This window comes from Rossellomorea sp. ABR4_012 (assembly GCF_056159545.1).
The window spans coordinates 22,822-37,024 of record NZ_JBSWVK010000009.1 but is presented as its reverse complement, the minus strand read 5'-3'; the positions used below and the strand labels follow the sequence as shown (position 1 = coordinate 37,024).

Annotated in this window: 10 protein-coding genes and 1 pseudogene; all 11 read right to left on the bottom strand. The window is 44.8% G+C overall.

Going from position 1 to position 14,203, the window contains the following annotated elements; genetic code table 11:
• Nucleotides 1-56: 56 nt before the first annotated feature.
• The 11 genes and pseudogenes from ACXAFV_RS22210 to pcrA all read right to left on the bottom strand — a co-directional run bounded on the left by ACXAFV_RS22210 (nt 57) and on the right by pcrA (nt 14,199).
• Nucleotides 57-1,217 carry an acetylornithine transaminase gene (locus ACXAFV_RS22210; RefSeq protein ID WP_475129713.1) on the bottom strand — a complete coding sequence of 387 codons (1,161 nt, stop codon included), beginning with the start codon at nt 1,215-1,217 and terminating at the stop codon, nt 57-59.
• On the bottom strand, nt 1,214-2,020 hold the full coding sequence (gene argB, locus ACXAFV_RS22205; RefSeq protein WP_475129712.1) for an acetylglutamate kinase: 807 nt from the start codon (nt 2,018-2,020) through the stop codon (nt 1,214-1,216). The genes ACXAFV_RS22210 and argB overlap by 4 nt, the downstream gene beginning before the upstream one ends.
• Complete coding sequence (argJ, locus tag ACXAFV_RS22200) at nt 1,983-3,215, bottom strand: bifunctional ornithine acetyltransferase/N-acetylglutamate synthase (protein WP_475129711.1); 1,233 nt, start codon at nt 3,213-3,215, stop codon at nt 1,983-1,985. The genes argB and argJ overlap by 38 nt, the downstream gene beginning before the upstream one ends.
• Before the next feature lie 24 nt (nt 3,216-3,239).
• Complete coding sequence (argC, locus tag ACXAFV_RS22195) at nt 3,240-4,274, bottom strand: N-acetyl-gamma-glutamyl-phosphate reductase (RefSeq protein WP_475129710.1); 1,035 nt, start codon at nt 4,272-4,274, stop codon at nt 3,240-3,242.
• A gap of 172 nt (nt 4,275-4,446) precedes the next feature.
• Nucleotides 4,447-5,730 (bottom strand): isocitrate lyase, encoded by a 1,284-nt coding sequence (gene aceA / locus ACXAFV_RS22190; protein WP_475129709.1) that lies wholly within the window; start codon nt 5,728-5,730, stop codon nt 4,447-4,449.
• A 338-nt stretch (nt 5,731-6,068) separates the two neighbouring features.
• The gene (putP, locus tag ACXAFV_RS22185) at nt 6,069-7,577 is read right to left on the bottom strand and encodes a sodium/proline symporter PutP (protein ID WP_475129708.1); all 1,509 of its coding nucleotides are present in this window, start codon (nt 7,575-7,577) and stop codon (nt 6,069-6,071) included.
• A gap of 503 nt (nt 7,578-8,080) precedes the next feature.
• Complete coding sequence (locus ACXAFV_RS22180) at nt 8,081-8,341, bottom strand: DUF3949 domain-containing protein (RefSeq protein ID WP_475129706.1); 261 nt, start codon at nt 8,339-8,341, stop codon at nt 8,081-8,083.
• 104 nt (nt 8,342-8,445) lie between these two features.
• Entirely contained in the window at nt 8,446-9,600 is a 1,155-nt protein-coding gene (locus tag ACXAFV_RS22175) for a CamS family sex pheromone protein (RefSeq protein WP_475129705.1), read from the bottom strand.
• A 15-nt stretch (nt 9,601-9,615) separates the two neighbouring features.
• Complete coding sequence (ligA, locus tag ACXAFV_RS22170) at nt 9,616-11,622, bottom strand: NAD-dependent DNA ligase LigA (RefSeq protein WP_475129704.1); 2,007 nt, start codon at nt 11,620-11,622, stop codon at nt 9,616-9,618.
• 101 nt (nt 11,623-11,723) lie between these two features.
• A pseudogene (locus ACXAFV_RS22165) lies at nt 11,724-11,911 on the bottom strand (hypothetical protein).
• Nucleotides 11,912-11,964: 53 nt separating this feature from the next.
• Nucleotides 11,965-14,199, bottom strand: a complete 2,235-nt coding sequence (pcrA, locus tag ACXAFV_RS22160; protein WP_475129702.1) for a DNA helicase PcrA — start codon at nt 14,197-14,199, stop codon at nt 11,965-11,967.
• Nucleotides 14,200-14,203: the final 4 nt, after the last annotated feature.

Here is a 14,203-nt window from a genome sequence, read left to right as displayed (position 1 = left end):
CAAAATGAATTTTTATTATACTATTAGTATTTTTATACAGTCACAAACAAAAAAATTTATCGGGCAGTCTCTGCCGCTTGCGGCTTAAGCGATTGTTCCAGTATTGCCAGTGCTTCCTGAAGCTCGATTTCCGTAACCGTCAAAGGAGGCAGCAAACGGATGACATCAGGACCCGCAGGCAGTGTCAGCAGTCCGTTTCCCCTCAGCCGTTCAATGGACTCTTTCGCTTCACCCTCTACTTGAATCCCGATCATGAAGCCTTCTCCCCTCACTTCTTTCACATGCGATAATGGCTCCAGCTTATCTTTAAGGGACTGGATGAATGAATTGGATTTACCTTTCACTTCACTTAAAAACGATTCATCCATTATCGTTTCGAGAGTTGCTTTTACCGCAGCCATTGCCAGGGGATTTCCGCCGAACGTGGAGCCGTGGGTGCCCGGTGAGAAAGTCGAAACGAGCTCTTTCCTGCCAATCATCGCGCCGACCGGGAATCCGCTTCCGAGTCCTTTGGCGGCTGTGACAATATCAGGTTGTAAACCGTGGTGCTGAAAAGCAAAAGGGGCTCCAGTACGGCCGATCCCTGTTTGCACTTCATCGATGATCAAGAGGGCATCCAGTTCCCTGCACTTTTTCTCCACTTCTTTCAAAAAGGCATCTGTCCCGGGATTTACTCCGCCTTCTCCTTGAATCACTTCCACCATGATTCCTGCAATGTCGTCAGCTTCTATTTCCCCGATAGCCTCCACATCGTTATACGGCAAGTATTCAAATGCCGGGAGCAGCGGACCGAATCCGCTGTGGATCTTCTCCTGTCCTGTCGCGCTCATCGTCGCGAACGTGCGCCCGTGGAAGGATTGTTTGAAGGTAAGAATCTTTGTTTTTCCAGTATACTTTTTTGCCAGTTTGATAGCGGCTTCGTTCGCTTCCGCCCCGCTGTTGCAAAAGAAGACGGCATCCAATCCGCTGGCCCCGGTCAAAAGTTTAGCGGCTTCCTCCTGCAGCGGTAGTTGAAAGAGATTGGACACATGCCATATACTATCCAGCTGCTCTTCCACGGCCATTTTGACTGCTGAAGGGGAGTGCCCGAGATTACAGACGGCAATACCGGCAATGAAGTCCAGGTATGTCTTTCCGCTGGAATCTTTCACTTTGGTCCCTTCACCCGAAACCAGTTCAATATCCAATCGATTATACGTAGGGAATAAATGGCTCATGAGGCTGCAACCGCTCCTTTATCGGTAATTTTTGTACCCAGAATGTTTCCGTTTTGAAAAATCGCCTGCTGTCCTCCGACAATCATCACTTCTTTCATGGTGGGCGATAACACGGTAAGTGCGGAATTGACCTTCGGAATCATTCCTCCCGAGATCACTCCGGTATCGATCAATTGATTTATTTCCTCCGCTGTCGCTTCCTGAATCAGCCCGTCATCCTGAAGGACGCCGGGTACATCCGTTACGTAGAGAAGCTTCCCTGCTCCTGCTGCCTTCGCGATCGAAGCAGCAGCGAGGTCAGCATTTACATTCACTTTTGTACCTTCTTTTGTAAGGGCAAGAGGCGCAATGACAGGAAGATACCCGGCTGAGGTCATGCCGGCAATAAAGTCGTTCTGTACCTCTACAATATCACCGACCAACCCAAGTGACTCTTCATCTATCAGAGAGGCTTTTAATAAATTGGCGTCATATCCGCACAGCCCGACCGCTTTCAATCCATGATGATTCAATTGGTTGGTGAGGTAGCTGTTCACCTTCCCTTTTAAAACCATTTCTGCAACCTCTAAAACAGGTTCCGTCGTCTTGCGCTGTCCGTTAATAAAGGTCGTTTCTATATTCAGCTTTTCAAGCATATTGGTAATCTCTGGTCCGCCGCCATGAACGATCACAACGTGGTACTCCTTCATCATTTCGGCCAGACTTTCAAAAAATTGCGGGGAAAGTCTGTAAAGGATGCTTCCCCCCAGCTTGATGACGAGCATCTCACGTTCGGTAGCTGGCATTGATTTTGACATAGTCATATGTTAAATCGCACCCCCAAGCTTTTCCTTCTCCCGTACCATCTTGTAAAAGAACTTCGATGACCACATGTTCTTCGTTTTTCATATATTCACTTACACTCTTTTCATTGAAAAGCTGTGGTGTTCCATTACAGAAAACAAGTTCCCCGCCAATGTAAATGTCACATGTTTCAGGCTGCAGGGTAACTTCGCTGTGACCCATAGCACCTACAATCCTTCCCCAGTTAGGGTCCGCTCCATAAATCGCTGTCTTGACGAGATTCGATCCGACTATTTTCTTAGCGATGATGTTTGCATCTTCTGTTGAATTGGCGCCTTTCACCTTAACCTCTATAAGCTTTGTGGCACCCTCCCCGTCACGGGCGATTTGTTTTGCCAGGTCTACGCATAAAAGAGTGAGCCCCTCCTGAAATTGCACCCAATCTGGATGATTTTCATTTAACGGCTTGTTCTCAGCCGCTCCGTTTGCCATCACAATGACCATGTCATTCGTTGACGTTTCTCCGTCCACTGTAATCTGATTGAAAGAAGTATTGACCGCTGTCTTCAAGGCGCTTTGTAAGACCGGGGAGGAGATATTGGCATCAGTCGTTATAAAGCCGAGCATCGTACCCATATTCGGGTGAATCATTCCCGATCCCTTGGCAGCACCACCTATCGTGACGGTCTTCCCATCGATCACTACCTCGACACAGCTGGCCTTTTCAACTGTGTCTGTTGTCAAGATCGCCTGTTGAAAAGATTTTGCACCGTTGTAATCCCTGTGGACCGCAATTTCGCTGCATCCGCGCTCCATTTTTTCCATCGGGAGGCATTCGCCGATTACTCCTGTCGAGGCAACGGCAACATATTCCTCAGGCAGCCTGAAGCGCTTTGCAATCAGTTCCCGTGTTTTATATGCATCTTTCAATCCCTGATCGCCGGTACAGGCATTGGCAATCGCACTGTTGCACACTACTGCCTGGAGGATGCCGTCAGCGGCAATGCTTTCCTGCGTCACTTTAAGAGGAGCTGCCTGAAAATGACTCTTTGTGTAAACCGCTGCACTCTGAGCAGGTGTCTCACTGTAAATCACGCCAAAATCCTTCTTTTCGTAGCGAAGACCGATATGGATGCCTCCTGCTTTGAAGCCTTCAGGGGATAATACGCTCCCCCCTTCAACCTCTAGCACTGCTTTTTTCTCCATGACACTCATTTCTCTCTCCTCCTTTAAAATAGGCTATGGATAAATTGGATAATATTGAAGCCCGGCCGTTTCTTCGTGGCCGAACATGAGATTCATATTTTGAACGGCCTGGCCTGCTGCGCCTTTGATCAGATTGTCGATGACGGAAACGATCGTGACTCTGCCTGTCCTGGAATCTACTTTTATAGCAATATCGCAGAAATTGGTGCCGAACACTTCTTTTGTACTTGGATATTGACCGATCGGCCGGATCCGCACAAACGGACGGCCGCTGTAATAATTCTGATAAAGCTCGTGAAGCTCCTCTGTCGTTTGTTCGGACAGAAGCTCACCATAGATGGTTGCCATGATGCCGCGGGTCATCGGAATAAGATGCGTCGTAAAGGTGACCGCTGCTGAATCAGGGTTCCAGCGCTTCAGCTGCTGTTCGATTTCCGGGGTATGCTGATGCTCATGAACCTTGTAGATCCTTAAGTTTTCCTGTGTTTCTGAAAAATGACTGGATAGCGATGGCTTCCGTCCTGCCCCTGAAAGACCTGTCTTGGCATCGATGATCAGTGAATCCGCATGTACAAGCTTTTGCTGGACCAAAGGCGCAAGCGCCAACAGGGTCGCTGTAGGGAAGCAGCCCGGGTTAGCAATGAGGTCAGCTTCTTTAATCGCGCCCTGATTACATTCTGTCAGCCCGTAGACCGCTTCGCTTAAGACGGAAGTGGCTGCCGCCTCTCCCTTATACCAGTCTTTATAATCATTTGGATCTTGCAATCGCAAATCACCGGAAAGATCAATAATCTTCGCCTTCCCTCCCAGAAGCTTTGGAGTCATCTTTTTGGAAATCCCTGCCGGAACCGCCAGGAACACGGCATCGAGCTGTTTCATTTCATCGAGCTGAATGCCGTGGACCGATTCATTTGATAATCCAGTCAGATGGGGATATTGCTCAACATATGAATTTCCATTCAATGTCGATGAATACAAAATACAATTGTCGATAAAAGGATGATTCGACAGAAGGCGGTGCAGTTCCACACCACCATAACCAGTAGACCCAACGATTCCAACATTCATCAATCATTCACCACACACAATAGATTTAAATTAGGTCTTATTATATGACTGCATAAACATAAAATCAATAGTATATTTATTAAAAATTAATTAACAATTTTTCTTCCCAAAGAAAAAGCCCGTTCCTCAGCGCTTTAAAGCGCCGAGGGACGGGCCTTCATTTTTTATGTGATTAAAATTGTTCCGCTTCAGTAGATCCTTTCAGTGCGGTTGTCGATGAAGTACCGCCTGAAATGACCATGGATACTTCATCAAAGTAACCTGTTCCTACTTCACGCTGATGTCTTGTTGCAGAGTAACCGTGCACTTCACTTGCAAATTCTGCTTGCTGCAGCTCAGAGTACGCGGCCATTCCACGGTCTTTATAACCTCTCGCAAGCTCAAACATACTGTGATTAAGTGCATGGAAGCCAGCAAGCGTAACAAATTGGAATTTATAACCCATTTTGCCCAGCTCGATTTGGAACTTAGCGATTGTTTCATCATCCAGCTTCTTCTTCCAGTTGAAGGATGGAGAACAGTTATATGCCAGCAGTTTCCCAGGGTGTTCTTTATGGATGGCTTCTGCAAATTGACGGGCTTCCTCAAGGCTCGGTTCAGATGTTTCACACCATACAAGGTCGGCGTACGGCGCATAAGCAAGACCTCTTGCAATTGCTTGGTCAAGACCGGCATTTGTACGGAAGAAGCCTTCAGGTGTGCGCTCCCCGGTGATGAATGGAGCATCATATGAATCGACATCACTTGTGATCAAGTCCGCTGCGTTCGCATCTGTACGTGCAACGATCAACGTCGGAACACCCATGACATCGGCTGCAAGACGTGCTGAAATCAAATTCTTCACAGAGGTTTGAGTAGGAAGCAGTACTTTCCCGCCTAAGTGGCCACATTTTTTCTCCGAGGAAAGCTGATCTTCGAAGTGAACCGCTGATGCCCCTGATTCAATCATCCCTTTCATCAATTCGAACACGTTCAGCTGACCACCGAATCCTGCTTCTGCATCCGCGACAATCGGAACAAACCAATCAATGGATTCGTCACCTTCTACATAGTGGACCTGGTCCGCACGCTGAAGAGCCTGGTTGATGCGCTTAACGACAGAAGGTACTGAGTTTGCAGGATACAAGCTTTGATCGGGATACATTTGGCCTGACAGGTTGGCGTCAGCAGCTACCTGCCATCCGCTTAAGTATATAGCCTTGAGTCCTGCTCTGACCTGCTGGACAGCCTGATTACCAGTCAAAGCTCCCAGTGCATTGATATAGTTTTCTTCGTGCAATATATTCCACAGCTTCTCAGAACCGCGTCTAGCTAAAGTGTGTTCGATATCAATGGAGCCCCTTAATCGAATAACATCTTCTGCGGAATAAGGTCTAGTGACCCCGCGCCATCTTTCGTCCAGTTCCCAGCTTTCCTGTAAAGCTCTCGCACGTTCATTTACACTGTTTTTTGTCATTGAATATCTCTCCCTTAATAAATTTAGTGGTTTGTTAAAACTTAAGTATGCGTTGGTGTATGGAAACAGGTTGTTTCCGTGTTCATAGAAGGTTTTTGTAATGAGAAGAATTCCTGAGAAGTCGTCATGATGAGTTGAGTGAAACGTGATAATAAACTTTGTTATAATACAGTTTAATTAACATGTTTGTATTATATAACAGTGTGTTTAAAGTTGGAACCTTTTTTTATTATTTTTTCTTCGACAAATTTCGCGGTTGCTAAAAGACCTGTTACAAACACAAAAAAGGCCTGCCACCATCACTTTTTAGAGTGATGATGACAGACCCATGTACTTGTTTATTTTACGATATCTTTTGCTACAGCTTCATCAAATTCAGCTTTAACTTCTTCGCTTGGTTGAGGTCCAACCTTACTGAAGATGACGATTGCCAGCACCGCAAGTACGAATCCTGGAACGATTTCGTAAAGACTGAATGGAATCACTTCTGCTACTGTCAGCTGTTTCCATACAACGACTGTCACAGCACCAGTGATCATACCAGCAAGCGCACCATTGCGTGTCATGCCTTTCCAGTATAGAGATAATAGGATGATCGGTCCGAATGCTGCACCAAATCCACCCCATGCATAACTTACTAGATCAAGGATCTTCGTTCCGCCTCCATTTGCAGGGTTACCTTGAAGGGCTAGAAGGATTGCGACAAACGCAATTAATAGTACCCCGATACGACCTACCCATACAAGCTCTTTGTCAGATGCATTTTTACGGATGATCGCTTTATAGAAATCCTCTGCTAACGCACTTGAAGATACAAGTAATTGAGAGTCAATTGTACTCATGATAGCAGAAAGAATGGCAGCTAACAGAATACCTGAAACCCAAGGGTTAAAGAGAACATCTGTAAAGAAAATAAATACTTTTTCTGAATTATCCACATCTCCGGCAATCAATGGAGCATCAGCAAAGTATGCAATACCAGTGAACCCGGTAATGACTGCCCCGATCATGGCAATTGTCATCCAGCTCATACCGATCCAGCGTGCCTTTGGTACATCCTTTGTTGAACGCAATGCCATAAAACGTGTAATGATGTGAGGCTGGCCAAAGTAACCCAGACCCCAAGCTAATAATGAAATAACACCGATGCCTGTCATAGTGTTCATAGTATCCAGATTCGCAGGGTCTACTGTACGTACAGCATCAACTGTAGCATTCCATCCTCCAAGCTCTGTAATCGCTACGATAGGTGTCACGATTAGAGCGAGGAACATTAGGATCCCTTGAACAAAGTCAGTCCAACTTACCGCTAAGAATCCTCCCAGGAACGTATAGGAGATGATTACAATCGCACCAATCCAAAGTGCTGTATTATAAGTCATACCAAACGTTTCTTGGAATAGTAACGCTCCGCCTACAAGACCAGAAGATGTATAGAAGGTAAAGAATACAAGGATGATCACTGCTGAAATGACACGAAGCAGACGTGATCCATCTTTAAAACGATTTTCAAAATAGTCAGGAACCGTGATTGAATCATTCGCAACTTCCGTGTAAGCACGTAGTCTTGAAGCAACGAATCTCCAGTTTAAATAAGCACCAATTACTAACCCAATACTTAACCAAATGGAACCTAATCCAATTGCATAAGCCAGACCAGGAAGTCCAAGCAATAACCATGAACTCATATCGGATGCACCAGCACTTAGAGCTGCTACCCCCGGTCCTAAACTACGTCCTCCAAGAACGTAATCCGATAAGTTACTTGTTAATCTGTACGAAATAATACCAATTGCAAGCATACCAACTAAATATACGATAAACGTGACTAAAGTAGCTATATCCATTGTGTTGTCAGCATTCCCCTTTCAATTAATTTGTATAGATGTTTGTCAGGTGCTTAATCCGACTTTTGATACATGCTTAAAGACCTTTTGAAAATGCAGTCCAGCAGTTCTTTACCCTATGCATACAGGTTGTAAACTTATTCACTCAATATTGTTTGAAAAAGTTTCTTCTGCGAAGCGATGTTTCCGTAACAAGTTCACAACGTTATTAATGCTAACATACATTTCAAAAAAATCCATACGCAATTTTCTGAATATATAGACCTATATGCATTTTTATTCACTAATTTTGCATATATTTTTATGAAAGCGCTTAAATAGCTATATTCATTCATAAAAATTTATAAAATTAAATTGATTTGTTTGACAAATCTGTGTTGTTTTCAGAAAAATTAGCTAACGTTAGCTCTTTTAGGTTGTACCAAAAGACTTAAAATATGCATGAAATAAATTTAAGCAATCTTAGATTATAACCAAAATAAAATGGAGGGATAACCCCTCCATTATTTTTCTTTATGTTTCATTCTGTAAATTATATAGGCGATTAAGTTTGCGGGTAAAAATAGAGGATTGATTTGGGCATTTTGGTGAAGGAATGCTTCTCCGAACGGCATGTTTTCAAAAACTTCACCGGATTCACGTTTTTTCTTTTTCTTTTCCTCTTCCATCTCTTTAATGTAACGATATTGAACAGGAATCATGACAAGCGTTATGACAAACAAAGCCAGTGCAATGAGTAACCCGGCAGAATAAATTCCATCCATGTTAATTACCTCCTTTGTTATTATACGAGCGAAAGAATGGCGGGTTTCATAAAAAAACCGATCTGCAAATTAGCAAGATCGGTTCATGGTTGTATAAAACGCTATTATTCATAAATGTGCAAGTATGTTTCTTTACTTCCTTTTTTCTTCACGACCAATGCCTCGGGTCCGTAAGAAGAATTAATGAGCAATTCCACGTTCCAGCTTTCAGGGGTATTCTTTCCGATCAAATTGGATAGATGTCTGGCAAAACCAATTGTTTCTGTCTTTCCGTTAAATGTCAGTGCCACTTCCATTTTCATGTCGGTAAGCTTTTGATTTTGATAAAGTGCTTCGCCAGTTACACCTGTGAACACAGGGAAATAACCTTCAATTTCCTTCTTCAGGTCCTGGAATATCTTATTATCATTCGGGTGATTTTCCGCTGATTCCGGGGATGGGAAGATGTAGTATTCTTCATTGATCCCTTCCCAATTTTGTATCATATCTGACCCGGCTTCCACTGTTGTATACGCAAAAAACTGCCCGGGGACTACCTGTTGCTTTGGAGCTTGCTTGTATAGAGCAATCATGATCGGTACGTTTTGAAGATCTTCTCTCTGACGTAATCTTTTCAGAACCTCTTCAGCCATCTTGGCTCCCTGTTCCTTCAGTACTTGATTGCTGATATTTTTTACCGTTCTCGTTCCATTCGAGAGATTGGTTTCATAATCGACGGAATTCAGAGAAAGGGCGATGACCACGCCTCCAAGCTGGACTTTGTTGTCATCTTCTTTCTTTATCAAGTAATTATGTTCAACAATATGAGCTAAATAGATCGGGGCATTGTTCCCTTTTGTCTGCACTGGATTCAAGCCAAGATTTTCGCTTTCCTTCAGCTTTTTCTCGGCGAGTTGTTCACTTGTGAATTTCCGCTGCAGCCAGCTGTCGATCGTCTTTTTGCTTAAGAATTGCCCTTCTTTGAAAAAATAATCATTGGTTGAAAAACGCTTTTGGGCAACACGCAGCAAACCATTCTCTATCTCATTAATATCGTATCTTGAGCCAAGATCATTCACGACGATTCCGCGTGTTTTACTTGTATCATAAGGAAGCATGGTCTTATAATAATCGTTTGAAATTTGAAAGTTAGGAATGATCGCCTTCTTCGATTCACTATCCTGATTTTCCTGAACGACTTGATCCTGCTTTTCAAACGTCGGCGCACAGCCTCCCAACATCAACAAGGCGGCTAATGCTGCCGATAACCTTTTTTTCATTACGTTCTACACCTCTTATCGGTTAAGTTCTTCCATCAGCTTATCCTCATCCCAAACCTCTATCTCGAGCTCGTTTGCTTTTGCAAGCTTCGAGCCTGCGTCTTCTCCGGCTATGACAAGATCCGTTTTCTTGCTTACGCTCCCTGTCACTTTACCGCCGAGCATTTCAATCTTCTCTTTCGCTTCGTTACGTCCCAATTGTTCGATTTTCCCCGTTAACACAATGGTCTTCCCTGCAAAGTAAGAATCCGATTCACTTGCCGCCACAGGTTTAGGACCTTTATATTCCAAGTTGACTCCAACATCTTTAAGCTCCTGGACCAGCTCTTTGACTTCATCATTTTCAAAATAAGCCACGATCGCATCGGCCATTTTCTCTCCGATTTCATTGATGTTCGTCAGTTCTTCTTTTGAAACCTTCATCAGTTGATCCATACTCCCAAATTCCTGGGCAAGGGTCTTGGCTGCTTTAGCCCCTACATGACGGATTCCCAAACCGAATAGTAGTTTCTCGAGTGAATTCTTTTTTGAAGCCTCGATCGCCTGGAGAAGGTTATCCACCGACTTCTCACCCATTCGCTCGAGCTGAAGCAGCTGGTCACGCTCCAATTTGTATAGATCTGCCACATCCACAATCAATTGTTCCCTGAAAAGCTGACTGATGACCTTTTCACCAAGCCCATCTATGTTCATCGCATTTCTGGAAACAAAGTGAATAAGACCTTCACGAATCTGGGCAGGGCATTTAGGGTTGATACAGCGTAGCGCCACTTCCCCTTCAAGCCTCACAAGCTCACTTTCACATTCAGGACAATGAGTGGGCATATTGAATTCCTGTTCATCGCCTGTTCTTTTTTCTTCCAGTACATTTACCACTTCAGGGATGATGTCCCCTGCTTTTTTAATCACGACATGATCTCCGATTTTGATATCTTTTTCCCTGATGAGATCTTCGTTGTGCAGGGAAGCACGCTGAACCGTTGTTCCGGCAACCCTTACAGGCTCAAGAATAGCGGTTGGTGTAACCACTCCGGTACGTCCTACACTCAGTTCGATTTCTTTCAGTATCGTGATTACTTCTTCTGCAGGAAACTTGAATGCTATGGCCCAACGCGGACTCTTAGCCGTTGTCCCAAGTTCTTTCTGCTGCTCAAACGAATCAACTTTAATGACGATCCCATCGATATCATACGAAAGATCCGGACGTCTTTCCGTCCAGCTTTCCACATATTCCATTACTTCTTCTATATCAGCACAGCGCTTGCGTTCAGGGTTCGTCTTGAATCCAAGCTTATCTAATTGATCGAGACCTTCACTGTGAGAGTCTATACCTGTATCACCGATGTCAGCCAGGGCATAAAGGAAGATATCAAGATTTCGTGAAGCGGCTATCTTAGGATCCAGCTGACGCAATGAACCTGCAGCAGCGTTACGCGGATTCGCGAACGGTTCTTCTCCTTTTTCCTCTTTCACTTTATTCAAAGCTTCAAATGAACGCTTCGGCATGAAAGCTTCCCCGCGGACTTCAAACGAAAGAGGTTCCTTGATCTTTAATGGGATCGAACGGATCGTCTTCAGATTGGATGTAATATCCTCCCCTATCGAACCATCCCCGCGTGTGGCACCTTGAACGAATACTCCCTTTTCATAACGCAGGGAAACAGCCAGGCCATCAATCTTAAGCTCACAGACATAGGAAAAATCATCCCCGACTGCCTGACGGACACGACGGTCAAAATCCCGGAGATCCTGTTCATTAAAAGCGTTCCCCAAACTCAGCATTTGACTGCGGTGCTCCACCTTTTCAAATGCATCGAGTATTGTCCCCCCGACTCTTTGAGAAGGCGAGTCCGCTGTTTGTAATTCAGGGTACTGATCCTCTAGATCGATCAGCTCTCTCAATAACTGATCATATTCTGAATCCGGCACTGAAGGTTTATCAAGGACATGATACTCATAATTATATTGATTCAATAATTCATGTAGTTCCTGTACACGTTTTTCAGCCGATTGTTGATCCATTCTAACAACCCTTTCTTGCTAATCTTCACGCTTATTAAACAAGTGTTTAAATATGTGACCGTTGATTTAACAATGTCTATTGTTGTTAATCAAACGTTTGTTTAACTGGTTGGAGTGTGTTTTCCCACTACTCCTGTCAGTTTTGTATTGTCCCTATACACCGCTGTTGATTTCCGTGGAAGACTACGCTTTCCGCGGGCGAGCGGGGAGCCTCCTAGGCGCTTTGCGCCTGCGGGGTCTCCCCAGCTTCGCTTTTCCCGCAGGAGTCTTCGTCTTGCACTCCAATCAACAGCTGGAATCAACCTAAGATCAACCTAACTTTTATCGCATCTAAATTACTAATCAGGCTTTTTCTATCGGCGCAAATTTTGCCAACAGGCGTTTGATTCCTGTCGGGCTTGGGAAGGCGATGTCGAGTTCGACGCTGTCTCCTGAGCCTTTCACACTGACGACGGTACCGGTGCCCCATTTTTTATGGGCGGCCTTGTCGCCGACTTGCCAAGATACTGATTCGCCGCCGGTTGTCTTTTGGACGACAGGACGGGTGACAGGTTTCCTTGGAGCTGGACGGGAAGGACCACTTCCGGTTGATCTGCCGTACGAAGAGAATGGACTTTTGCTTTTGCTTTCGGCCATGACATCATCCAGCAGGTCTGCAGGGATTTCACTGATGAACCTTGATACAGGGTTCATTTTTGTCTGACCGAACAGCGTCCTCATTTGAGCATTTGTCATATAAAGCTCTTCTTCTGCACGCGTGATGCCGACATATGCAAGGCGGCGTTCTTCTTCCATTTCGTCTTCTTCCATCAGAGAACGGCTGTGAGGGAATACACCTTCCTCCATCCCCATCAGGAATACGACAGGGAATTCAAGTCCTTTTGCAGCATGAAGAGTCATTAATATGACCGATTCCTTCGGCTGATCATCTTCATCAAGCTTATCGATATCGGCAACCAGCGCCAGGTCCGTCAAGAAGGCAACAAGACTCTTATCATCGTTTGATTGTTCAAAGCTTTTTGTAACAGACAGGAACTCATCCAAGTTTTCCAGTCTACTCTGCGACTCGATGGATTTTTCCGCTTTTAACATATCCGTATAGCCGGATTTTTCAAGGATCTCTTCTACAAGTTCGGTGACCGATAGATACTCCTGCATACCTGTATAGCCTTTGATCATCTCTTTGAATTCAATCACTGCTTTTGTGATTTTCGGGCTCAGTCCGATAAAATCAGCTTCCTCAAGTGCAGAGAACATGGAAATGTCATGATCCTGTGAATAACGGGCGATTTTATCGATCGAGGTCGCACCGACCCCTCGTTTCGGTACATTGATCACACGCTGCAGGCTGATATCATCATCCGGATTGGCAATCAAACGCAGATAAGCAAGGATATCCTTGATCTCTTTTCTGTCGTAGAACTTGATGCCGCCCACGATGGAGTATTCGATATTCGATTTAAGCAGAACTTCCTCCATTACACGGGACTGCGCATTCGTTCGATACAGGATGGCGAAGTCAGAGTATTTGCGTTTCCCGCTTTCCACCATCTCCTTGATCTTCCCTGTTACAAACTGAGCTTCCGTTTGCTCGGAATCCGCTCTGTAATAAGAAATCTTTTCCCCTTCGAGATTCTCTGTCCACAGGTTTTTCGGCTTCCGGTTTGAGTTCTTCTGGATCACTTCGTTTGCTGCTTGTAAAATACGCTTCGTCGAACGGTAATTCTGCTCAAGCAGAATGACATTGGCACGCGGGTAATCCTTTTCAAATGAAAGGATATTGGCAATGTCAGCACCGCGCCAGCGATAAATGGATTGATCGGAGTCCCCTACCACGCAAAGGTTTTGAAAGCGTGATGCGAGTAATTTAACGAGCATATACTGGGCTCTGTTCGTATCCTGATACTCATCCACGTGGATGTATTGGAATTTGCGCTGATAGAACTCCAGAACTTCAGGTACCCTTTGAAACAGCTGGATGGTCGTCATGATCAGGTCATCGAAATCGAGTGCCTGATTCTTTCGAAGACGCTTTTGGTATTCTGTATAAACATCCGATACCACCTGGTCATAATAGCCTCCCGCTGTCTTGGAGAACTCTTCGGGAGTGATCAGTTCATTTTTCGCGGAACTGATCGACCCGAGGATGGAACGTGCATCGAATTTCTTCGGGTCGATGTTTTTATCTTTCAAAATGGATTTGATCACGGACTGCTGATCCGTCGAATCCAAAATCGTAAAATTACGGTTCAACCCGATGCGGTCGATATCCCGGCGCAATATACGCACACACATACTGTGGAACGTCGAAATCCAGATGTTCTCGGATGCGCCCCCCAGGATGTTATTGATACGATCCTTCATCTCCCGTGCCGCTTTATTCGTAAAGGTAATCGCCAGGATGTTATAAGGATTCACTCCTTTTTCCACCATAAGATACGCAATCCGGTGCGTCAGCACTCTCGTCTTACCGGATCCTGCACCTGCCATGATCAATAAAGGACCCTCTGTTGCCTTCACAGCCTCTGCCTGCTGCGGATTCATTCCATTCAATAACCGATCAGTCAAAAATTGCATAACA

Coding starts and splice junctions, on each gene's coding strand:
- ACXAFV_RS22210 (WP_475129713.1), bottom strand. CDS start 1,217: ATGAGCCATTTATTCCCTACGTATAATCGATTGGATATTGAACTGGTT.
- argB (WP_475129712.1), bottom strand. CDS start 2,020: ATGACTATGTCAAAATCAATGCCAGCTACCGAACGTGAGATGCTCGTC.
- argJ (WP_475129711.1), bottom strand. CDS start 3,215: ATGAGTGTCATGGAGAAAAAAGCAGTGCTAGAGGTTGAAGGGGGGAGC.
- argC (WP_475129710.1), bottom strand. CDS start 4,274: ATGAATGTTGGAATCGTTGGGTCTACTGGTTATGGTGGTGTGGAACTG.
- aceA (WP_475129709.1), bottom strand. CDS start 5,730: ATGACAAAAAACAGTGTAAATGAACGTGCGAGAGCTTTACAGGAAAGC.
- putP (WP_475129708.1), bottom strand. CDS start 7,577: ATGGATATAGCTACTTTAGTCACGTTTATCGTATATTTAGTTGGTATG.
- ACXAFV_RS22180 (WP_475129706.1), bottom strand. CDS start 8,341: ATGGATGGAATTTATTCTGCCGGGTTACTCATTGCACTGGCTTTGTTT.
- ACXAFV_RS22175 (WP_475129705.1), bottom strand. CDS start 9,600: ATGAAAAAAAGGTTATCGGCAGCATTAGCCGCCTTGTTGATGTTGGGA.
- ligA (WP_475129704.1), bottom strand. CDS start 11,622: ATGGATCAACAATCGGCTGAAAAACGTGTACAGGAACTACATGAATTA.
- pcrA (WP_475129702.1), bottom strand. CDS start 14,199: ATGCAATTTTTGACTGATCGGTTATTGAATGGAATGAATCCGCAGCAG.